Below are 20,212 nucleotides of genomic sequence, written 5' to 3' on the forward strand. Positions count from 1 at the left end.
CGGCACTGTATGCCGCCACCCTCCCTTCGCGTCGACCGCTATTCCCAGAGCTGCAGCGAGCGGGTCATGATGCCGGCGAGGTCGTCGGGCCCGACCTCGCGAGGGCTCGTCGCGAGCAGCCGCTGCTGCTTGAGCGAGCCCTCCACGAGGGCCTCGACGTCGCGCTCGTCGTAGCCGACGCCACGAAGGCCGTTCGGCATGTCGATGTCGCGCATGAGGTCGACGAGGACGCCGGGCAGCACGTCGCGGGGCGCGGACTCCCAGCGGCTGCCGTGCTCCGGGTCGAGGAGCCGGGCCGCGGCGAGGTGTCGTTCGGGGTCGGACCCGAAGGTCCACCGGAACGCCTCGGGCGCCGTGAGCGCGACCGCCATGCCGTGCGGCACCATCGGCTCGTCGCTCGGGTATCCGTCCGGGTGGAAGTCGCGCACCCGACCGGCGATGGGGTACGCGTTGGCGTGCGGCACGTGGACGCCCGCGTTGCCGAACCCGAGGCCGGCGAACGTCGCCGCGAGCGCCATCTCGCCGCGGGCGGACTCGTCGGAGCCGTCACGGACGGCCCTCCGGAACGCCTTGGTCAGCAAGGACATCGCGCGCTCGGACCACATGTCGGCGATGGGGTTGCTGCCGCAGTAGGGGACGCGCTCAGCGGGCTGCTTGCGCTCGTAGCTCGTGAATGGCCGCGCCGTCCAGCTCTCGAGGGCGTGGCAGAGGATGTCCATGCCGGCGCTCGCCGTCACCCCCGCGGGCTGGCTGGCCGTGAGTCGCGGGTCGACGACGGCGAGGCTCGGCCGGAGGCGCACGTGGCTGATGCCCGTCTTGACCTTGAGCGAGAGCACGTCGAGGACGCAGATCGTCGTGCTCTCGGCTCCGGTCCCCGTCGTCGTGGGCACCGCGACGAGGGGCGCGAGCGGGCGGGTCGGCGCGCGACCGGCACCGACGGGCGCGTTGACGTAGTCCATGAGCTCCCCGCCGTCGCTGAGGAGCAGGTCCACCGCCTTCGCGGTGTCGATGGCCGAACCACCCCCGACGGCGACGTAGCCGTCGAACGGCCCGTCCGCTCGGGCCTGCCCGACCGCGGCAAGGAGGCTCGCATCGGTCGGCTCGACGTGCGCCGAGTCGTGGACGACGACCTCGATCCCGAAACCGCGGATGCCCTCGGCGACGCGGTCCGGCCAGCCGGTCGCGAGCACGCCGGCGTCGGTGACGACGAGGACGCGGGACGCACCGAGCCCCAGGAGGTCGTGCCCGATCTCGTCCGCCGCGCCTGCCCCGAACTTCAGCTGTGGGGCGCCGTAGGTGAAGACGGACTCGGGGTTCGCGGGAGACCACGTCATGGGCCCACCCTAGGGTGGGACGCATGGCCACCGCCGCGACCGTCAGCACCCTCGTCGTCGGCGCCGGGCAGGCCGGCATCTCGCTCGTCACGGCCCTGCGCGAGCTCGGTGACACGCAGCCCGTCGTGCTCGTCGGCGCCGAACCCGAGCCCCCCTACGAGCGGCCACCCCTGTCGAAGAGCTACCTGCGCGGCGAGCACGACCGCGGCTCCCTCGTCTTCCACGACGCCGCCTGGTTCGCCGAGCTCGGGGTCGAGCTCGTCACGGGTGACCCCGTCGTGTCGATCGGCCGGGACACCTCCGGAGGCAGCGCCACGACGGCCTCGGGCCGGACCCTCACCTTCGAGCGCCTCGCCCTGACGACGGGCGCGGTCAACCGCGGTCTCGGGGTCGAGGGCGCCGAGCTCGACGGGGTCCACTCGGTGCGCACCCTCGCGGACGCCGACCGACTGGCGCCTCGCCTCCGCGCCGCACGAGAGGTCGTCGTCGTCGGCGGTGGCTTCATCGGGCTCGAGATCGCCGCCGGCGCTCGGGAACTCGGGGCCCGCGTCACCGTCGTCGAGCTGACCGACCGCCTGCTCGGGCGCGCCGTCACCCCGCTGCTGTCCGAGGAGGTGCTCCGGGCGCACGAGCGCCGCGGCACGCGGATCCTCCTGCGCTCCGACGTCGTTCGCGTGACCGGCGAGGGCGGCCAGACGACGGGAGTCGAGCTGGCCAACGGCACGGAGGTGCCTGCCGACCTCCTCGTCGTCGGGATCGGAGCCGTACCCAGCACGGCGCTCGCCGAGCAGCTCGGCCTGCTCGTCGACACCCGCGGCATCGTCGTCGACGAGCACGCACTCACCTCGGACGGGGTCACCGTCGCGGCCGGCGACTGCACCGTCGGACCCAACCCTTTCGACCGCGGCGAAGCCGGATCGATGCGGCTGGAGAGCGTGCCGCACGCGACCGACCAGGCGCGGGCGGCAGCAGGGACCCTCACCGGCCACCGAACGGCATATGACCGCGTGCCGTGGTTCTGGAGCGACCAGGGCGACCTACGACTCCAGATGGCGGGGCTCCCGCACGGCGCCGACCGGACGGTCGTCCGGGGCGACGTCGCGGCCGAACGCTTCTCGCTGCTCAGCTACCGCGACGGGCTCCTCATCGCCGTCGAGTCGGTCGGCGTCCCGACCGACTACCTCGCCGTGAAACGCGCGCTCGAGAAGGGTATGACGATCGACGCCGACAGCGCGGCGGACACCTCCGTCCCGCTCAAACGGCTCATCACGAGGGCACGCGGCACTCGCACATCCTGACTCGCCTGGCTCCACGGGCTGCGCTAGCGTCGGTCGTCGCCCAACGAAGGGACTGAACGCATGCACGCACTGGCGGGTCTGCCCACGGCGGACGCCCTCATCAGCGCCAAACCGGTCGACTACCTCATCATCGCCCTCTACTTCGTCTTCGTCCTCGGCATCGGGGTCATGGCGAGGCGCGCGGTGTCCGACTCCATCGACTTCTTCCTCTCCGGCCGGTCCCTGCCGGCCTGGGTCACCGGTCTCGCCTTCATCTCGGCGAACCTCGGTGCCGTCGAGATCATGGGCATGTCGGCCAACGGGGCTGAGCTCGGCATCTCGTCCGTGCACTACTTCTGGGTCGGCGCCATCCCCGCCATGCTCTTCCTCGGCGTCGTGATGATGCCCTTCTACTACGGCTCGAAGGTGCGCTCGGTCCCCGAGTTCATGTTCCGCCGCTTCGGCACCGGGGCCCACCTCGTCAACTCGATCAGCTTCGCCGTCGCGCAGCTGCTCATCGCCGGCGTCAACCTCTACCTGCTCGGCTCGATCGTGCACGCGCTGCTCGGCTGGCCGCTCTGGGTGGCGCTGCTCGTCGCCGCCGCGATCGTCCTGTCGTACATCACACTCGGTGGCCTCTCGGCCGCCATCTACAACGAGGTGCTCCAGTTCTTCGTCATCGTGGCCGCCCTGCTGCCGCTGACGCTGATCGGCCTGCACCGCGTCGGCGGCTACCAGGGCCTCAAGGACAAGATCACCGAGTTCGCCACGTCGGCTCCGGCGTCGGCGGGCGTCCCGTCGGCCGAGCAGCAGCTGCACTCGTGGCCGGGCCAGGCGCTCTCGGGCTTCGACTCGCCGTTCTGGTCGGTCGTCGGCATCGTCTTCGGCCTGGGCTTCGTCCTGTCCTTCGGCTACTGGACGACGAACTTCGTCGAGGTGCAGAGGGCCATGGCCTCCAACTCGATGTCGGCTGCTCGCAAGACACCCATCATCGGGTCGTTCGCCAAGATGTTCGTGCCCTTCATCGTCATCATTCCCGGCATGGTCGCCGCCGTGCTCGTCAAGGAGATCGGCGAGCTCAAGGCGGGCGGCACCCCACCGGGCGGAGCGTCGGGCGAGGGCGTGAAGTACAACGACTCACTGCTCCTGCTCATGCGCGACATCCTGCCCAACGGGCTGCTCGGCGTCGCGATAGCGGGACTGCTCGCCGCCTTCATGGCCGGCATGGCCGCCAACATCTCGGCGTTCAACACCGTCTTCAGCTACGACCTGTGGCAGCGCTACATCCGCAAGGACCACAGTGACGACTACTACCTGCACATCGGCCGGCTGGCCACGGTGGGAGCGACGGTCGTCGCGATCTTCACGGCCACCATCGCCAGCTCCTTCAGCAACGTCATGGACTACCTCCAGTCGCTGTTCGGGTTCTTCAACGCACCGCTCTTCGCAACCTTCATCCTCGGCATGTTCTGGAAGCGGATGACGGCAACGGCCGGGTGGGTCGGCCTGACGGCCGGCACGCTCTCCGCCGTGCTCGTCGCCTTCCTCAGCGAGGACGGCTTCGGGTCGGCGAGCCTCGGGGTCATCCCGCTGAGCGGCCAGGGCGCGGCGTTCGTGGCGGCATCCGCGGCGTTCGTCGTCGACATCGTGCTCAGCGTCGGCGTGTCGCTCGTGACCGAGCCCAAGTCGTCCGCCGAGCTGCGCGGCCTCGTCTACTCCGAGACGCCGAGGGAGGAGCTCGTCGACCCCCAGGAGCGCACGATGCCGTGGTTCCGCCGCACCCTGCCCCTGGCCGGCATCTCCCTCGGCCTCGTCATCGTCCTCAACTTCTTGTTCTGACAGGAGCCTCGACATGAGTGACCACCACCGGCTCGACGCGCCTGACCCCGACGGCACGCGGGGCGAGAAGCACACCGCGGGCGCCTTCGACATCCGCAACTTCATCGGCGCCCTGCTGGGCCTCTACGGCCTGATCCTCCTCGTCATGGGCATCTTCGGGGACCAGGCGCTGCAGAAGACCGGCGGCGTCAACGCCAACCTGTGGGCCGGCATCGTCCTGCTCCTCATGAGCGCGTTCTTCTTCGTCTGGGCGCGGATCAAGCCGATCGTCGTGCCCGCGCACGTCGAGCCCGTCGACGACGACCCGGCGCGTCCCGCGCCGAAGCGTCGCCCGACGGGGAGCTGACTCGACCGGCACGGTTCGCCGCCGGACCGACCTGACGAGACGCCGTGCCCCGTCCACCGTTCCCGACGGTCAGGACGCGGTCCGGCGTCTCGGGCGAGGCTGGCAGACGGGGCACGAGAAGGACGAGCGGTTCATGAACTGCTCCCGCCGCATGATCGTGCCGCACCGGTCGCAGGGCGTGCCGGCGCGGCCGTATGCGTGGAGCGACCGGTCGAAGTAGCCGCTCGCCCCGTTGACGTTGACGTAGAGCGAGTCGAAGCTCGTGCCCCCCTGCCCGAGCGCCTCCGCCATGACCTCGCGCGCTCGGTCGAGGATGGCGGAGAGCGTCGGCTTCGTCAGCGACGAGCACAGCCGTTCCCCGTGCACCTTGGCGCGCCACAGCGCCTCGTCGGCGTAGATGTTGCCGATACCGGACACGAGCGACTGGTCGAGCAGAGCCCGCTTGACCGCACTGTCGCGCTGCTTCATCCGCCGCACGACGGCCGCCAGGTCGTAGACCGGCTCGAAGGGGTCGGGCGCGATGTGGGCCACGGACTCGGGGATGCCGTCGGGACGCAGGGGCGACAGCGCGAGGCCGCCGAAGGTGCGCTGGTCGACGAAGCGCAGCTGCGGCCCGTCGTCGGCGAAGTCGAAGCGGGCGTGGCAGTGCTTCTCGAGCGGAGCGTCGGCGGGCTCGACGAGCATCTGGCCGCTCATGCCGAGATGCACGATGAGCGCGTCCTCGCCGTCGAGCGCGAGCCAGAGGTACTTGCCGCGACGCGAGGCGGCCGTGACCGTGACGTCGTGCAGTCGCGCGGCGAGGTCCTCCGGCCCGGCGTCGTGACGACGCGCGACGCGGACGCCCGTGATGCGGGCACGCGTGACATGGCGACCCACGACGTGGTCGGCGAGGCCGCGGCGGACGACCTCGACCTCGGGCAGCTCCGGCACGCGCGGCTCAGGCTTGCGTACGGCCCGTGGCCGCCGACGACACGGCGGCGCTGCGACGACCGTCGAGCGTGTGCCAGGCCTCCTTGGCGGCCTTCTGCTCGGCTTCCTTCTTCGAGCGGCCGCGACCCTCGCCGAGGATCTCCTCGCCGACGACGACGCGGGCGTGGAACTCCTTCTCGTGGTCGGGTCCCTGCTCGCTGACGCGGTACTCCGGCGACCCGAGGGCCGAGCCGGCCGCCATCTCCTGGAGGCTCGTCTTCCAGTCGAGACCCGCGCCCAGCGTGGCAGCCTCCTCGATCAGGGGATCGAAGTGGTGGTGCACGAAGCGTGCTGCGAAGTCGATGTCGGTCGACAGGAACACCGTGCCGATGAGCGCCTCGAGGGTGTCGGCCAGGATCGAGGCCTTGTCGCGGCCGCCCGTAGCCTCCTCGCCCTTGCCGAGCATGACGTACTGCCCGAGGTCGAAGACCCGAGCGACGTCGGCGAGCGCCCGCATGTTGACGACGGCGGCGCGCAGCTTGGCCAGCTGCCCCTCGGCGAGGTCGGGGTGCTCACGGTAGAGCGACTCGGTGACGACGAGGCCCAGCACGGAGTCGCCGAGGAACTCGAGGCGCTCGTTGTTGGGCAGGCCACCGTTCTCGTAGGCGTACGACCGGTGCGTCAGGGCACGCAGGAGCAGCGGCTCGTCGATGTCCTGGCCGACCACCTCGCGGAGGTGGGCGATCAGAGCATCGACGGGCCGCTGCGGCACCGCCGGAACACCCCCAGCACCAATGCTGCTCACGGGGCTGCTCACGGGGTGATCAGGCCTGGTGCTCGGTGCGCTCGGCAGCGGCGTAGTGACGGCCCTTGTACGTGCCACACGAGGGGCACGCGATGTGCGGCTGGGTCGCCGCACCGCACTGGGGGCACGTGGTGAGCGTCGTCGGCGTTGCCTTCCAGTTCGCGCGACGCGAACGGGTGTTGGAGCGCGACATCTTCCGCTTCGGGACAGCCACGTCAGTTCCTCTTCTCTTGCGGGTCGTTCCCCAGCAGTCCGCTGAGGGACGACCACCTCGGGTCGATCACTTCATGATGATGGTCGGGGTCCTCCGCGAGGTGCATCCCACACTCGGAACACAACCCCGGGCAGTCAGGCCGACACACCGGTTGGAACGGCAACGTCGGCACGACAGCGTCCCGGAGCACGGGCTCGAGGTCGATGAGGTCACCGACCAGCTCGTGCACCTCGTCCTCGTCCGAGTCGGCTCCCACCTCGTGGTGGTGCGCCGCCCGGTCGGCGTAGGCGAACAGCTCCTGGAAGGTCCCCTCGACATCGAGCTCGAGAGGATCCAGGCACCGCACGCAGGCGCCGGTCGCCGTGCCACTGGCCGAACCCGTGACGAGGACACCTTCGACGACGGACTCGAGGCGCACCTCGACCTGGACCGGCTCGCCGGTCTGGATCGCGATGACGTCGGTTCCGAGGTCGTCGGGCAACGTCACCGTGCGCGAGATCTCGTGCATCGTGCCCGGTCGCCGAACAAGCTCTCTGGTGTCGAGCACCAGAGGAGAACGGGGATCGGGACGGTCCATGACTCCTGCGCACAGTTGAGGATTCGGCCCGCGCCAAGACGGACGTGGACCGACCTCCAAGGCTACTAGAGGCTCGCCGTGCGCCCAAATCAGCCCGAACGCTCCCCCAGCCGCTCGGTCAGGGCTGCCAGCACCGGGTCCGGCACGAGGCCGCGGACGTCGCCGCCGTAGCGCACGACCTCCTTGATCAGCGAGCTCGAGACGTGCTGGAGCGTGGGGTCGGCAGCGATGAAGAGCGTCTCGACGCCGGTGAGGTGGTGGTTCATGTGCGCCATCGGCAGCTCGTAGGCGAAGTCGGTGCCGCCCCGCAGTCCCTTGACCATCGTCGCGGCTCCGACCTCGCGACACACGTCGACGACCAGGGTGCCGGCCCAGGCGCCGATGCGCACGTTGGGCAGGTGGCCCACGGACTGCTCGATGAGAGCGGTGCGCTCCTCGATGTCGAACGTGCCGTGCTTGCTCGGGTTGTGCAGGATCGCGACGACGACCTCGTCGAACAGCCGGCTGGCCCGGGTCACCACGTCGACGTGACCGTTGGTGATCGGGTCGTAGGAGCCGGGGCAGACACAGCGGCGCGCTTCGCTCGTCACGCGGCCCAACCTACCGTCCGGGTCCCGGGCGGCGCGTGAACCTCGCGCCACGGGCTCACGCGACGACGTCGCTCGGCGGCGGCTCGGCGAACCACATCGCGGTCTCGCCGTAGCGCTTCTCGCCGGAGAGCTCGAGCCCCTCGGGCCACGTCGGTTGCGGTGAGCGGCTCGAGCGCTCGACGACGACGAACGCGTCGCGTGCGAGCCACTGGTGCCCGACGAGCGCGGCGAGCACGGCTGAGAGAGCATCCTCGGACACGTCGTAGGGCGGGTCGACCAGCACGAGGTCCATCCGTACACCGGCGGGTGGGCCTGCGGCGAGGGCGCGCTCGACGGTGTCGGCGAGGACACGGACGTCCGGGTGCCCGATGACGGCGGCGTTGGCGCGGATGACCTTCGCGGCAGCCTTGTGCGACTCGACGAGCAGGACCTGCGCGGCACCGCGACTCGCGGCCTCGAGGCCGAGCGCACCGGACCCGGCGTAGAGGTCGAGGACGCGCGCTCCCTCGAGCAGCCCGCGGTGCTCGAGTCGGCTGAAGAGCGCCTCGCGGACCCGGTCGGACGTGGGCCGGGTCGAGGACCCTGGCGGTGTCTGGAGGCGACGACCGCCTGCCGTGCCGCTGATGATCCGGGTCATGTCAGCCCCGCTCGAGCCATACGGCCTGCTCCTCGTCGAGACGCATCGCGACGGCGGCGGCGAGCGCCGGGTGCTCGCGCAGCCCCGGGTCGGCGTCGACGAGCGCGAAGGCGTCCTCGCGGGCGTCGGCGATGATCTGTTCGTCCTCGAGTCTCCCGAGGCGCAGGTGACGCACGGAGTTGCCGCGGCCGCTCTGGCGCGCCCCGAGCACGTCGCCCTCGCGGCGCAGGAGCAGGTCGGCGCGGGCCAGCTCGAACCCGTCGGTCGTCGCGGCGACCTGGTCGAGGCGCGCGGCGGCCCGCTCCCCCGCGCCCTGGGTCATGAGCAGGCAGAGTCCGGGCACCGCACCGCGGCCGACGCGTCCGCGCAGCTGGTGCAGCTGCGAGATGCCGAACCGGTCGGCGTCGACGACGACCATGACGGAGGCGTTCGGCACGTCGACGCCGACCTCGATGACCGTCGTGGCGACGAGGACGTCGATCTCGCCGCCACTGAAGGCCCGCATCGTGGCGTCCTTGGCATCGGGGTCGAGCCGGCCGTGGAGCACCCCGACGCGGATGCCGTCGAGGGCCGGGGTGGCACGCAACGTGCTGAGCATCGCGTAGACGCCGGTCAGCTCCCGCTCGGGAGCGTCGCCCTCGACCTCTCCCTCGTCGCCCTCCCAGTGGGCCTCCCAGCCGGCGTCCTCGTCGGACGTGTCGCCGGAGGCGGCGCTGCCTCCCGGGGCGAGAGCGGCCTCGTCGTCGACGTCACCGATGCGCGGGCAGACGACGTAGGCCTGGTGGCCCTTGGCGACCTCCTCGGCGACGCGCTGCCACGTGCGGTCGACCCAGCCGGGACGGTCGGCGTCGACGACGTGGGTCGTGATGGGTGAGCGACCGCGCGGCAGCTCACGCAGCGTCGAGGTCTCCATGTCGCCGAAGACCGTCATCGCGACGGTGCGCGGGATCGGGGTCGCCGTCATGACGAGCACGTGAGGCGGCCGGATGCCCTTCTCTCGCAGGGCATCTCGCTGCTCGACACCGAAACGGTGCTGCTCGTCGACGACGACGAGGGCGAGGTCGGCGAACTGGACGTGCTTCTGGATGAGCGCATGGGTGCCGACGACGATGCCAGCCTCGCCGGAGGCCGCGTCGAGCAGGGAGCGGCGGCGGGTCGCGGCGTTCTGGCTCCCGGTGAGCAGCGCGACGGTGGTCCCGAACTCGGATCCGCCGAGCATGCCGCCCTGCGCGAGGTCGCCGAGCATGGCCGTGATCGAGCGGTGGTGCTGGGCCGCCAGGACCTCGGTGGGGGCGAGGAGGGCCGCCTGGCCACCCGCGTCGATGGCGGCGAGCATGGCCCGCAGCGCGACCACCGTCTTGCCCGAGCCGACCTCGCCCTGGAGGAGCCGATGCATCGGGCGGTCGGACGCGAGCTCGGTCGTCAGCACCTCGCCGATCTCGCGCTGTCCGACCGTGAGCTCGAAGGGCAGCCGGGCGTCGAAGGCGGCCAGCAGGCCGCCGGGACGGGGAAGCCGCGGCGTCGCGAGCTCGGACTCTGCGGCCTTGCGGCGCTGGGCGAGGATCGTCTGGAGGACGAACGCCTCGTCGTACTTGAGCCGGTCGAGCCCGCGGGACGGCTGGTCGTCGACGGCGGGCCGGTGGACGAGCTCGAGCGCGACGGCACGGTCGACGAGACCCCGCGCCGCGCGTACGTCGTCGGGGACCGGCTCGCGGATGCGGTCGACGCTGTCGAGCGCGGTGTGCACGAGCTTGCGCAGGCGCAGCGAGTTGAGCTTGCCCGTCGTCGAGTAGACCGGGACACGGTGGGTCCGGTACCACTCGACGGCGGCCTCCCCCTCGGCGTCGTCGTCGAAGAGCTCGTACTCGGGATGCGTCAGCTGCAGGCGCTGGCCGTAGGCGCCGATCTGACCGACGAAGAAGCCGCGTACGCCCACCGTGAGCTTGCCCTCGTGGCCGTAGGCGCTGAAGAAGGTGACGTCGAGCTCGTTGCCGCGGTCGTCGCCGATGACGACGGTGAGCATCTTGCCGCGTCGGTTGCGCATGGGCCGGGACGTGGCCTTCTTGACCTCTGCGACGACGAGGACGTCCTCACCGACACGCAGCGACGAGAGGTCGGTCAGCTGCCCGGGGCGGACATAGCGACGGGGCACGAACTCGAAGAGGTCGGCGACGCTGAGCAGCCCCTTGGTGCGGGCCAGCTGCTCGGCCTCGTTCTTCTTGACGAGCTTGCTGAGCGGCGAGTCCTCGGTGAGCACCGGCACCTCACTCCACCCCGAGCAGCACGGAGTAGACCGCCTGGCCGCCGTCGAGGAGCGAGACCTCGACGCCGTGGTGGGCGACGCGGGCCTCGGCGGTCACGGCCTCGAGCAGCCCGTCGGGCGCGTCGACACCCGCCACGACCGTCAGCAGCTCACCGCCGCTCGCGAGCAGCCGCTGCACGACCTGGCGGGAGACGTCGAGCTGGTCGGAGCCGACGATGACGACGTCACCGTCGACGACGCCGAGCACGTCACCCGCCTCGCACGGGCCGCCGCTCGTCAGCGCCGCCCGGTTGGCCACGGTGACCGCGCCGTGCCGGGTCGCCGACGCCGCCGCCTGCATGGCGAGCACGTTGGCCGACGCCGCCGCCGTCGGCTCGAAGACGGCGAGGGCGGCGATGCCCTGCACGGCCGTGCGGACGTGGACGAGGTGGGCCTCGATGCCGTCGTCGGCCACCGCACGCACGGCGGCGGCCGCGGCCAGGAGCGTGTCGCCGTCGTTGGGCAGGACGACGACGCCCGAGGCACCGCGCGCGTGCTGCTGGCGGATGGCGTCGATCAGGCCGCCGGTCGAGGCCCTCCGACCAGGACCAGAGCGGACCACGACCGCACCGGCGTCCTCGAAGAGCCCCTCGAGGCCGACCCCGGCGGCGCACGCGACGATGGCGGCGCCACCCGCTGAGGTGCCGGCACCGTCGCCCCGGGGAACGCGCGTGCCGTGGCCGTGCTCGTCGGTGAGGCGGGTGATGCGCACCCGGTGCGGGCGGCCGGCCTCGATGCCGGCCTCGACGGCGGCGCCTGCGTCGTCGACGTGGGCGTGGACGTTCCACTCCCCGTCGCCGCCGACGACGAGCACCGAGTCGCCGAGCTCGACGAGGCGGGCGCGCAGGGCGTCCACAGCGGTGTCGTCGGAGTCGCGCAGGAGGTACATCACCTCGAACTCCGGGATAGCGGGACCTTCGGCGCCGTCGGCCGGACGAGCCGCGCTGAGCGCCGCGCTCCGGGGGTCGGGCCGACGCCGGGAGCGGCGGTCGGAGGCGTCGGCCCCGGAGCGAGCGCGCTGGCCGGCGCACACCCGCTCGAGGCACTCGAGGAGCACGACGAGCCCGGCTCCCCCGGCGTCGACGACGCCGGCACGAGCCAGCACCTCGAGCTGCTCGGGCGTGTGCTCGAGAGCCTCCCGGGAGGCGTCGAGGGCCGCGAGGGCGACGGCGTGCACGCCGACGGCCTCATCGCCTGCTGCGGGGGCACCCGAGGCGGGCACGTCGGGGCCGTCGCTGACGGCATACGACCCGGGGGCGGTGGACCCGGCGGCCCGGGCGGCGGCGACGGCCATGGCACGGGCCACCGTGAGGATCGTCCCCTCCTTGGGGTCCGTCACCGCCTGGCGGGCGCGCTTCTCCGCGTGCTGCAGACCCTCGGCGAGGACCCGGCCGTCGATCTCGGCTGCCCCGGCGCAGCCCTCGGCGAGCCCGCGGGCCAGCTGGCTGAGGATGACGCCGGAGTTGCCCCGGGCGGTCCAGAGAAGGTGCCGGGCGAAGACCGCGAGCAGGGCGTCGGCTGTCGTGACGTCCGCGGTGGCGAGGGTCCGCTCGACCGCGCCGTCGAAGGTGAGGTAGAGGTTCGTGCCCGTGTCCCCGTCGGGGACGGGGAAGACGTTGAGGGCGTCGATCTCGGCGCGGCGTGCCGCGAAGAGCGACCGGGTCAGCACGGCCCAACGGCGGACCGCGACGAGGTCGAGCAGGCTGAGCGGCCCGTCGGGCGGCGGCGCTGCGCCGGGCATCGGACCTCCTGCTCGTCGTGCGTGTCCATCGGCCTGGGGATCGGCTCGCCGATGCTCGGCAGGCTAGCGCCTCGTCCGGACGGTCGCATGCACCAGTCCCGTGCCGGACCGGTGTCGTGGGCGCGCCTCGACGGTCGGGACCGCCGACGACACCGGGCGACTAGCGTGGGCGCGGTGTCGAGCGCCTCCCCCGCCCACCGGAAGTCGTGGCCCGCTGCCCCCGCCGGCTTCTTCGAGGTCGAGGCTGCCGGTCTGCGCTGGCTCGGGGAGGCGCAGGCGCGCGGCGGCGCCCGCGTCGTCGAGGTCCGCGGCGTCGGTGCCCGGCACATCGACCTCGTCCGGCTGCACCCCGCTCGTCCGACGGAGGACGCGGCCGAGGCCCTCGGGCGGGGTCTCGCCGTGACCCATGCTGCGGGCGCGCCGGCCTTCGGGTCTCCCCCTGCCGGCTGGACCGGTGACGCCTGGATCGGGCGCCAGACGCAGAGGAACGAGCCGACGGCGTCGTGGGGCCTGTTCTACGCCGAGCAGCGGGTGCGCCCCTTCGTGCGCCGGGCGCTCGACCGCGGTCACCTCGACGCCGCCGGGGCCCGCACCGTCGACCGCGTGTGCGACCGACTCGCGTCCGGCGCCCTCGACGACGACCGGCCACCCGCTCGCATCCACGGCGACCTGTGGGCCGGCAACGTCGTGTTCACCGCCGACGGCGCTGTCCTCATCGACCCGGCCGCGCACGGCGGGCACGGTCTCACCGACCTCGCGATGCTGGCCCTCTTCGGGTGCCCGGGCCTGGGCCGCGTCGTCGCCGCCTACGAGGAGACCGCCGGACTTCGCCCGGGGTGGCGCGAGCTCGTGGGCCTGCACCAGCTGCACCCGCTCGCCGTGCACGCGGCGTCGCACGGACCTGCGTACGCCGCCCAGCTCGTCGAGACGGCCCAAACGTTCGCGTGAGGCAGGGTCGGCGGGGTGCTCACGCCGTTTTGTCGTCCGAGCATCTCGTCGGCTACGCTTTACCGGTTCCCCCCGTGACTGCGGGGTGACGCGCGCCCTCGTGCGTCTGCCCCGATCCAGTGGTGGAGCTCAGCACTTCGTCAACATCGAATTTCAGGAGATACCCGTGGCTGCCAACTGCGACGTCTGCGGCAAGGGACCGAGCTTCGGTCACAACATCTCGCACTCGCACCGCCGCACCAAGCGCCGCTGGAACCCCAACATCCAGCGCGTTCGGACGCTGGTGGACGGTGTGACGCCGAAGCGACTCAACGTCTGCACCTCCTGCCTCAAGGCAGGCAAGGTCGTTCGCTGAACGTCCCTCACCACAACGCTGAAGGCCGGTCCCCCGAGGGGGCCGGCCTTTGTCGTGCCCGCCGGCATCGGCTCGAGGTGACCGTCCGCGTCCGGACACGACGGCATACCTCGTCAGGCCCGTGATCGCGCACGTGGCGTCGCCCCGGCGCACGGGCCTCCGCGAGCCCGCTCCCGTGGCCGCCGCCCGCCGCCCCGGTCAGGCGCCGCGGAAGTGGTCCCAGCCGGTGTGGGTGACGACGCGGCCGTCGACGAGGATGCCGGCGACCTCACCGTCCTCGGGAGCCCGCACCGACCCGATGCGTCGCCACCCGCTCGGCAGCTGCCCCGCCGGGAAGGTCGCGAGCAGCGAGTGCTCCTCGCCGCCGGCCAGCACGCAGTCGAGCGCGGTCTCGGCCCCGAGGGCCTCGGTCAACGCCTCCACGTCTGCGGCGAGCGCCCGGCGGTCGAGGTCGATGACGACGCGGCTGGCCCGGGCGATGCGGCCGCCGTCGCGCAGCAGGCCGTCACTGAGGTCGAGCATCGCCGTCGCCCCGGCGGCCGCCGCCTCGGGCCCGGCCGCGAGCGGGGGCTCGGGACGTCGCTGACGGGCGACCGCCACCGGGTGCCGCTCGACGGCGTCGGCCCGGAGCAGGCGCAGGCCCGCGTCGGCGAGGCCGAGCGACCCGTGGACGGCGAGGACGTCCCCGGGCCTCGCCCCCGAACGGAGCACCGGCTCGCCGTCCAGGCGGCCGAGCGCCGTGACCGAGACCATGACGACGCCGGGGGGCGCCGACGAGAGGTCTCCACCGAGCACGGCCACGCCCGCGGCCGCGCACGCCTGCGCCAGGCCGCCCACGTGGTCGAGCACCCACTCCAACGACAGGTCCGGGTCGGCGACGAGCGTGACGAGGATCCCCGTGGGCCGGCCGCCCATGGCCGCGACGTCGGCGAGGTTCTGGGCCACGACCTTGTGCCCGATGTCCGCGCCGGAGGACCACACGTCGAGCCAGTCGCGGCCGAGGACGACGGTGTCCGTCGTGGCGATCGTGCGCTCGGACGTGCGCAGGACCGCGGCGTCGTCACCCGGGGCCACGAGCAGCTCGTCGGTGCCCGGGAAGCCCGGGAGGATGCGCCCGAGCAGCTCGTCCTCGTCGAGGTCGCGCAAGGGCGTCCCGCCCGTCATCATCGGCCCACGCTGGAGCCGCTGCCCGTCCGGCACGGATCACACACCCTTTCGGTGGACGGCCGTCTCAGGCCCCCGGTTTCCATGGGACGTGAGGCCCCATGGCAAGGTAGCGTCAGGGCACGGTCGCAGTCACGCTGGGACCTGCCGTTCCGAGCGGTCGGGCCAGCGCGTCGCGCCTGCACGACCGTCCAACGATCGACACACAGTGAGGTGACACGTGGTCCAGGCCTACATCCTGATCCAGACCGAAGTCGGCAAGGCCGCGAGCGTGGCGGAGGCGATCGCGGGCATCTCGGGCGTGACTCTCGCCGAGGACGTCACAGGTCCCTACGACGTCATCGCGCGCGTCGAGGCCTCCAACGTCGACGACCTCGGTCGTCTCGTCATCGCCAAGCTCCAGGACGTCCCCGGCATCACCCGGACCCTGACCTGCACGGTCGTCCACGTCTGAGGCCAGCCCCCTGAACCGACGCCCGTACCTCACGACGGCGGCGCTCATCGGCGCCGCCGTCGTGCTGTCCGCGTGCAGCCGCGCCCCCGAGGTGGCACTCGCGCCGCAGGCGTCGGCGCCGGTCTGCGCGTCGGCCCGGTGGCCCGCCGACGTCAGCGGCCACGCGCGCGTCACGACTCAGCCCGACGACGGGTCGGTCGCGGCCTGGGGCGACCCGGCGCTCATCGCACGCTGCGGCCTCGACCCGCTCGGCCCGACCACCGACGACTGCGTGACCGTCGACGGCGTCGACTGGGTCGTACGTCCCCTCAGCGACGGGTCGGTGGCGACGACCTACGGCCGCGACCCGGCCATCGAGGTGCTGGCCCCCGGCGCCTACGGGGCGGTGCCGCTGCTGCTGCCGGCCTTCACCGACGTCGCGACGTCCCTGCCGTCCAACGGCCGCCACTGCTCCTGAGGACGTATGCCGTGTGTGGCCGGCCCTGTCGTCCCCGCGCGTGCGGGGTCGGCCCGGTTCAGCGCAGGCCGGTGCGCCGTTCGAGGGCGAGGGAGATGAGCTCGTCGATGAGGTCGGGGTAGTCGACGCCCGAGGCCGCCCACATCCGCGGGTACATCGAGTGCGGCGTGAAGCCCGGCATCGTGTTGATCTCGTTGATCAGGACCCGTCCGTCGTCGGTGTAGAAGCAGTCGACGCGCGCGAGCCCCTCGCAGCCGAGCGCCTCGAACGCCTCGGCGGCGAGCCGTCGGACCTCCTTGGAGACCTGCTCGGGCACGTCGGCGGGACAGGTGAGGTCGACGTCGGCCTCGGCGAGGTACTTCGCCTCGAAGTCGTAGAAGCCGTGGTTGTCGTGGACGGCGACCTCGCCCACCTCGGACGTGCGCGGCCCGGACGTGCCGTGGCCCTCGAGCACGGCGCACTCGATCTCCCGGCCGGCGATCCCCGCCTCGACGAGGACCTTGGGGTCGTGGTCGCGCGCCGCCTCGATGGCGGCCTGGAGCTCGGCCGGGTCGTCGACACGGGTGATCCCCATCGACGAGCCGGCCCGGGCGGGCTTGACGAAGAGCGGGTAGGCGAGACCGGCGCAGGCATCCATGGCGGCGGCCGGGTCGGTGCGCCACGCGCGGTCGGTGATGACGGCATACGGCCCGACGGGCAGCCCGTGGCCGGCGAAGACGACCTTCATGAAGTGCTTGTCCATGCCCGCGGCGGAGGCGAAGACGCCGGAGCCGACGTAGCGGACGTCGGAGAGCTCCAGGAATCCCTGAAGCGTGCCGTCCTCGCCGAACGGCCCGTGCAGCAGTGGGAAGACGACATCGACCTGGCCGAGCTCCTGCGGTGGCCGGCCGGCCTCGAGAGAGGTGAGCGAGCTCTCGCGCGTCGAGAGCGGCAGGACCACGTGGGCTGCGCTCGGCTCGACCTCCGGGGTGCGCCCGGCGGTCAGCTCGAAGCGGCTCGGCTCGTCGGCCGCGAGGACCCACTGCCCGTCGCGGGAGATGCCGATCGGGATGATGTCGTACTTGCTGCGGTCGATGGCGCGCAGCACCCCGGCGGCGGTGGCGCAGGAGACTGCGTGCTCCGAGGAGCGCCCTCCGAAGACGATGGCGACGCGGGGGCGGCTCGGCAGGTCGGGCTGGGGCTGGTCCGTGGTCATCAGACGAGACTCTATCGAAGACCGTGGGGGCCGCTCGTACGCTGAGGGCGTGGGCACCGAAGCGGATTCAGAGCACCTGCACGTCGAGACGTTCCTCGTGGCGGCGGGACGCCCCGAGCGCTCCGCCGGCTCGCCCGCGAACGTCGCCGTCGAGCTGACCTCGACGTATGCCGCGGACGGGCCCGTCAACTACGCCCGCTCGGGCAACCCGACGTGGACCGCGTTCGAGGAGGCGCTCGGCGGCCTCGAGGGCGGTCGGGCCCTCGTGCACGCGTCGGGCATGGGGGCCATCTCGGCGGCTCTCGCGCTCGTCCCGGCGGGCGGCACGGTCATCGCCCCCGACACGACGTACAACGGCACCGGCGACCTGCTCGTCGCCCACGAGAAGGCCGGCGGCACGGTCGTCCGCGTGCACGCCACCGACACGGCCGCCTTCCTCGCCGCCCTCGAGTCAGCCGACCTGCTCTGGCTCGAGTCCCCGACGAATCCGCTCATGGACGTCATCGAGCTCGACGTCGTCCTCGCCCGGTCACGCGAGCTCGGCGTCGCGAGCGTCGTCGACAACACCCTCTCGACACCGCTGCTGTGCCGGCCGCTCTCGCTCGGCGCCGACGTCGTCGTGCACTCCGTGACGAAGTACCTCTCGGGTCACAGCGACGTCGTGCTCGGCGCGACGGTCGTCGCCGACTCCGAGCGCGGACGCGAGGTCGGCGATCGGCTGCGTCGCCACCGCACCCTGCACGGGGCGATCGCCGGACCGATGGAGGTCTTCCTCGCGCTGCGCGGCCTGCGGACGCTGTCCGTGCGGTTCGAGCGGGCCAGTGCCAGCGCGGCCGAGCTGGCCCGCCGCCTCGAGGGCCATCCGGCCGTCGAGCGCGTGCGCTACCCCGGCACCGGCGCCATGGTCTCGATCGACGTGGCAGGCGACGCTGACGCCGCCGAGCGGGTCTGCGCCTCGACGCGTCTCTGGCTGCACGCGACGAGCCTCGGCGGCGTCGAGTCACAGCTCGAGCGCCGCCGGCGTCACCCGTCCGAGTCCGAGCAGGTACCGGTCAACCTCGTCCGGCTCTCGGTCGGCATCGAGCACGTCGACGATCTGTGGGCCGACCTCGCGCAGGCGCTCGACCACGCCTGACTCCGGGGCCTGCGGGCCGGGCGGCGTCAGGATCCGGCGGACACGCCCTTCACGGCACCCACGACCAGGCGGAGGGCATACTCCCTCAGTGCTTCTCGGCCTTGAGGTCACGTGACATGAGGCGCGGGCCGACCTCGCTCGCCGAGTGACCGTCCCGGATCACGGCGACGACCTGCTCGCAGATCGGCATGTCGACGTCGTGCTGCCCGGCCAGGGTGAGGATCGACTCGCACGACTTGACGCCCTCGGTGGTCGTGCGCAGCTCGGCGGTCGCCTCCTCGACGGTGCGGCCGCGGCCGAGCCGCACGCCGAAGGTGTGGTTGCGCGAGAGCGGCGACATGCACGTCGCGATGAGGTCGCCGACCCCGGCGAGCCCCATGAACGTCTGGGGGTGCGCGCCGAGGGACAGGCCCAGGCGGGTCGTCTCGGCAAGACCACGAGTGATGATCGTGGCCTTCGTGTTGTCGCCGAATCCCATCCCCTCGGCCATGCCCGACGCGAGCGCGACGACGTTCTTCGTGGCCCCGCACACCTCGGCGCCGATGACGTCGGTGTCGGTGTAGGGCCGGAACCACGGGGTTGCGCAGGCGCTGGCGACGCGCTCGGCGGTCGCCATGTCGCGGCACGCGACGACGCCCGCGGCCGGCTGTCGACGGGCGATCTCGGGCGCGAGGTTGGGGCCGGACACGACGACGATGCGGTCGGTCGCGACGTCGGCGGCCTCGGCGATGACCTCGCTCATCCGCATCGTCGTGCCGAGCTCGACGCCCTTCATGAGGGACACGACGGGGGCGTCGGTGGGGATCGAGGCGCCCCAGCGGGTCAGGTTGTCGCGCAACGTCTGCGACGGCACGGCGAGCACGACGACGTCGGCGCGGTGGAGTGCCTCGGCCGGGTCGACGGTGGCCCGGACGGCCGACGGCAGCTCGAGCTCGGGCAGGTACGCCTCGTTGCACCCGGCGTTGATCGCGTCGGCGACCTCCGGTCGACGCGCCCACATCGTCACGTCGCACCCGGCGTCGGCCAGGATCATGCCGAACGCCGTGCCCCAGTTGCCACTGCCCATGACGGCGACGCGAGCCGTCACGACGGGCTCCCGTCCCGGCCGCGGTGACGCTTGGCGCGCCCGATCTCGTGATGCCCCAGGGGGTCGCCGATCTCGGGGACGCCGTGCTGGCGCGGGTCGAAGCGCTCGGTCGGACGCTTCTCGTCCCGGAGCACCTCGAGCAGCTCGGTGATGCGGTCCATGAGCCGGTCGGTCGCCTCGCGCAGCACCTTGGTGTCGATCGGGCGGTCGTAGAGGTCGGACAGGTCGACGGGCGGACCGGCGTACATCATCATCGTCTTGCGCGGGAAGAGCGAGGGCTTGTGGCCGTAGGGAGACAGGATCTCCTGAGCACCCCACTGCGCCACGGGGATCAGCGGGCAGCGCGTCTCGAGGGCGACCCTGGCGGCGCCGGTCTTGCCGCGCATCGGCCACAGGTCGGGGTCACGCGTGATGGTGCCCTCGGGGAAGATGCCGAGCGCCTTGCCGGCACGCACGCCCTCGACCGCGGCCCGGTAGGAGTCCGTCGCTGCCGCGGAGTTGCGGTAGACGGGGATCTGGCCGCACTTCTTGAGCAGCCAACCGACGAACGGGATCGCGAAGAGACTGTCCTTGCCGAGGAAGTAGGGCTCGCGCCCGCTGTCGAACATGAAGTGCGCGAAGACCAGTGGGTCGGCGTAGGAGATGTGGTTCGTCGAGACGACGAAGCCGCCCTCGGCCGGGATGTTCTCGAGCCCGCGCCAGTCGCGCTTGGTGACCCACATCAGGAGCGGCCGGAGCAGCAGGGCCACGAGCCGGTAGGCCCACGGCAACCGCCTCTTGGGTGCGCCGGCAGTCACGGTGTCACGTCCTCCTCGTCGTGCGCACGCCGGTCGACGTGGCTGGGCT

The 20,212-nt window shown here is 72.3% G+C and carries 21 protein-coding genes; 8 read left to right on the forward strand and 13 right to left on the reverse strand.

Annotated features, from left to right (window positions below; genetic code table 11):
• Positions 1-38: 38 nt before the first annotated feature.
• On the reverse strand, positions 39-1,334 hold the full coding sequence (locus NR112_RS02955; RefSeq protein WP_256792484.1) for a hydroxyacid-oxoacid transhydrogenase: 1,296 nt from the start codon (positions 1,332-1,334) through the stop codon (positions 39-41).
• 23 nt (positions 1,335-1,357) lie between these two features.
• Between NR112_RS02955 and NR112_RS02960 the strand changes: the two genes are divergently transcribed.
• The 3 genes from NR112_RS02960 to NR112_RS02970 are packed head-to-tail and all read left to right on the forward strand — an operon-like array spanning position 1,358 to position 4,796.
• Entirely contained in the window at positions 1,358-2,632 is a 1,275-nt protein-coding gene (locus NR112_RS02960; protein WP_256792485.1) for an NAD(P)/FAD-dependent oxidoreductase, read from the forward strand.
• Positions 2,633-2,692: 60 nt separating this feature from the next.
• Positions 2,693-4,450 carry a sodium:solute symporter family protein gene (locus NR112_RS02965; protein ID WP_256792486.1) on the forward strand — a complete coding sequence of 586 codons (1,758 nt, stop codon included), beginning with the start codon at positions 2,693-2,695 and terminating at the stop codon, positions 4,448-4,450.
• A gap of 13 nt (positions 4,451-4,463) precedes the next feature.
• Positions 4,464-4,796 carry a hypothetical protein gene (locus NR112_RS02970; RefSeq protein ID WP_256792487.1) on the forward strand — a complete coding sequence of 111 codons (333 nt, stop codon included), beginning with the start codon at positions 4,464-4,466 and terminating at the stop codon, positions 4,794-4,796.
• 69 nt (positions 4,797-4,865) lie between these two features.
• Here NR112_RS02970 and mutM read toward each other — a convergent pair whose 3' ends face one another.
• The 8 genes from mutM to NR112_RS03010 all read right to left on the reverse strand — a co-directional run bounded on the left by mutM (position 4,866) and on the right by NR112_RS03010 (position 12,571).
• Positions 4,866-5,726: a bifunctional DNA-formamidopyrimidine glycosylase/DNA-(apurinic or apyrimidinic site) lyase gene (mutM, locus tag NR112_RS02975; protein WP_256792488.1), complete on the reverse strand. Its 861-nt coding sequence runs from the start codon at positions 5,724-5,726 to the stop codon at positions 4,866-4,868.
• Between the two features lie 7 nt (positions 5,727-5,733).
• Complete coding sequence (gene rnc / locus NR112_RS02980; RefSeq protein WP_374511450.1) at positions 5,734-6,477, reverse strand: ribonuclease III; 744 nt, start codon at positions 6,475-6,477, stop codon at positions 5,734-5,736.
• Positions 6,478-6,529: 52 nt separating this feature from the next.
• Positions 6,530-6,724: a 50S ribosomal protein L32 gene (gene rpmF, locus NR112_RS02985; RefSeq protein ID WP_020142793.1), complete on the reverse strand. Its 195-nt coding sequence runs from the start codon at positions 6,722-6,724 to the stop codon at positions 6,530-6,532.
• Between the two features lies 1 nt (position 6,725).
• On the reverse strand, positions 6,726-7,301 hold the full coding sequence (locus NR112_RS02990; protein WP_256792490.1) for a DUF177 domain-containing protein: 576 nt from the start codon (positions 7,299-7,301) through the stop codon (positions 6,726-6,728).
• Between the two features lie 89 nt (positions 7,302-7,390).
• A complete protein-coding gene (gene coaD, locus NR112_RS02995; RefSeq protein WP_256792491.1) occupies positions 7,391-7,891 on the reverse strand; it encodes a pantetheine-phosphate adenylyltransferase in 501 nt (166 codons plus the stop codon).
• A 55-nt stretch (positions 7,892-7,946) separates the two neighbouring features.
• Positions 7,947-8,528, reverse strand: a complete 582-nt coding sequence (gene rsmD, locus NR112_RS03000) for a 16S rRNA (guanine(966)-N(2))-methyltransferase RsmD (RefSeq protein WP_256792492.1) — start codon at positions 8,526-8,528, stop codon at positions 7,947-7,949.
• Between the two features lies 1 nt (position 8,529).
• Entirely contained in the window at positions 8,530-10,791 is a 2,262-nt protein-coding gene (locus NR112_RS03005) for an ATP-dependent DNA helicase RecG (RefSeq protein ID WP_256792493.1), read from the reverse strand.
• Position 10,792: 1 nt separating this feature from the next.
• Positions 10,793-12,571 (reverse strand): DAK2 domain-containing protein, encoded by a 1,779-nt coding sequence (locus NR112_RS03010; protein ID WP_256792494.1) that lies wholly within the window; start codon positions 12,569-12,571, stop codon positions 10,793-10,795.
• A gap of 165 nt (positions 12,572-12,736) precedes the next feature.
• On the opposite strand from NR112_RS03010, the gene NR112_RS03015 reads away from it, so the two are divergent.
• Together NR112_RS03015 and rpmB are read left to right on the forward strand one after the other, a co-directional pair.
• Positions 12,737-13,519, forward strand: coding sequence for a fructosamine kinase family protein (locus NR112_RS03015; protein WP_256792495.1), 783 nt, complete (start codon positions 12,737-12,739; stop codon positions 13,517-13,519).
• 166 nt (positions 13,520-13,685) lie between these two features.
• Positions 13,686-13,874, forward strand: coding sequence for a 50S ribosomal protein L28 (gene rpmB, locus NR112_RS03020; RefSeq protein ID WP_020142801.1), 189 nt, complete (start codon positions 13,686-13,688; stop codon positions 13,872-13,874).
• Positions 13,875-14,072: 198 nt separating this feature from the next.
• Here the strand turns inward: rpmB and thiL are convergent, their stop codons facing one another.
• Positions 14,073-15,041, reverse strand: a complete 969-nt coding sequence (gene thiL, locus NR112_RS03025; protein WP_256792844.1) for a thiamine-phosphate kinase — start codon at positions 15,039-15,041, stop codon at positions 14,073-14,075.
• 217 nt (positions 15,042-15,258) lie between these two features.
• Between thiL and NR112_RS03030 the strand changes: the two genes are divergently transcribed.
• Positions 15,259-15,492 (forward strand): Lrp/AsnC family transcriptional regulator, encoded by a 234-nt coding sequence (locus NR112_RS03030; protein ID WP_020142803.1) that lies wholly within the window; start codon positions 15,259-15,261, stop codon positions 15,490-15,492.
• 91 nt (positions 15,493-15,583) lie between these two features.
• The gene (locus NR112_RS03035; protein WP_256792496.1) at positions 15,584-15,949 is read left to right on the forward strand and encodes a DUF3515 domain-containing protein; all 366 of its coding nucleotides are present in this window, start codon (positions 15,584-15,586) and stop codon (positions 15,947-15,949) included.
• 58 nt (positions 15,950-16,007) lie between these two features.
• On the opposite strand, the gene NR112_RS03040 is transcribed toward NR112_RS03035, so the two are convergent.
• Positions 16,008-17,144, reverse strand: coding sequence for a D-alanine--D-alanine ligase family protein (locus NR112_RS03040; RefSeq protein ID WP_256792497.1), 1,137 nt, complete (start codon positions 17,142-17,144; stop codon positions 16,008-16,010).
• Positions 17,145-17,193: 49 nt separating this feature from the next.
• On the opposite strand from NR112_RS03040, the gene NR112_RS03045 reads away from it, so the two are divergent.
• Positions 17,194-18,279, forward strand: coding sequence for a PLP-dependent transferase (locus NR112_RS03045; protein ID WP_256792498.1), 1,086 nt, complete (start codon positions 17,194-17,196; stop codon positions 18,277-18,279).
• An 85-nt stretch (positions 18,280-18,364) separates the two neighbouring features.
• Here NR112_RS03045 and NR112_RS03050 read toward each other — a convergent pair whose 3' ends face one another.
• Both NR112_RS03050 and NR112_RS03055 read right to left on the reverse strand, forming a co-directional pair.
• Entirely contained in the window at positions 18,365-19,366 is a 1,002-nt protein-coding gene (locus NR112_RS03050) for an NAD(P)H-dependent glycerol-3-phosphate dehydrogenase (RefSeq protein ID WP_256792499.1), read from the reverse strand.
• Complete coding sequence (locus NR112_RS03055) at positions 19,363-20,163, reverse strand: lysophospholipid acyltransferase family protein (protein WP_256792500.1); 801 nt, start codon at positions 20,161-20,163, stop codon at positions 19,363-19,365. The genes NR112_RS03050 and NR112_RS03055 overlap by 4 nt, the downstream gene beginning before the upstream one ends.
• Between the last annotated feature and the right edge of the window lie 49 nt (positions 20,164-20,212).

Origin of the sequence: Terrabacter sp. Ter38 (assembly GCF_024519435.1) — a bacterium.
GTDB lineage: Bacteria > Actinomycetota > Actinomycetes > Actinomycetales > Dermatophilaceae > Terrabacter.

Coding starts and splice junctions, on each gene's coding strand:
- NR112_RS02955 (WP_256792484.1), bottom strand. CDS start 1,334: ATGACGTGGTCTCCCGCGAACCCCGAGTCCGTCTTCACCTACGGCGCC.
- NR112_RS02960 (WP_256792485.1), top strand. CDS start 1,358: ATGGCCACCGCCGCGACCGTCAGCACCCTCGTCGTCGGCGCCGGGCAG.
- NR112_RS02965 (WP_256792486.1), top strand. CDS start 2,693: ATGCACGCACTGGCGGGTCTGCCCACGGCGGACGCCCTCATCAGCGCC.
- NR112_RS02970 (WP_256792487.1), top strand. CDS start 4,464: ATGAGTGACCACCACCGGCTCGACGCGCCTGACCCCGACGGCACGCGG.
- NR112_RS02990 (WP_256792490.1), bottom strand. CDS start 7,301: ATGGACCGTCCCGATCCCCGTTCTCCTCTGGTGCTCGACACCAGAGAG.
- rsmD (WP_256792492.1), bottom strand. CDS start 8,528: ATGACCCGGATCATCAGCGGCACGGCAGGCGGTCGTCGCCTCCAGACA.
- NR112_RS03010 (WP_256792494.1), bottom strand. CDS start 12,571: ATGCCCGGCGCAGCGCCGCCGCCCGACGGGCCGCTCAGCCTGCTCGAC.
- thiL (WP_256792844.1), bottom strand. CDS start 15,041: ATGATGACGGGCGGGACGCCCTTGCGCGACCTCGACGAGGACGAGCTG.
- NR112_RS03040 (WP_256792497.1), bottom strand. CDS start 17,144: ATGACCACGGACCAGCCCCAGCCCGACCTGCCGAGCCGCCCCCGCGTC.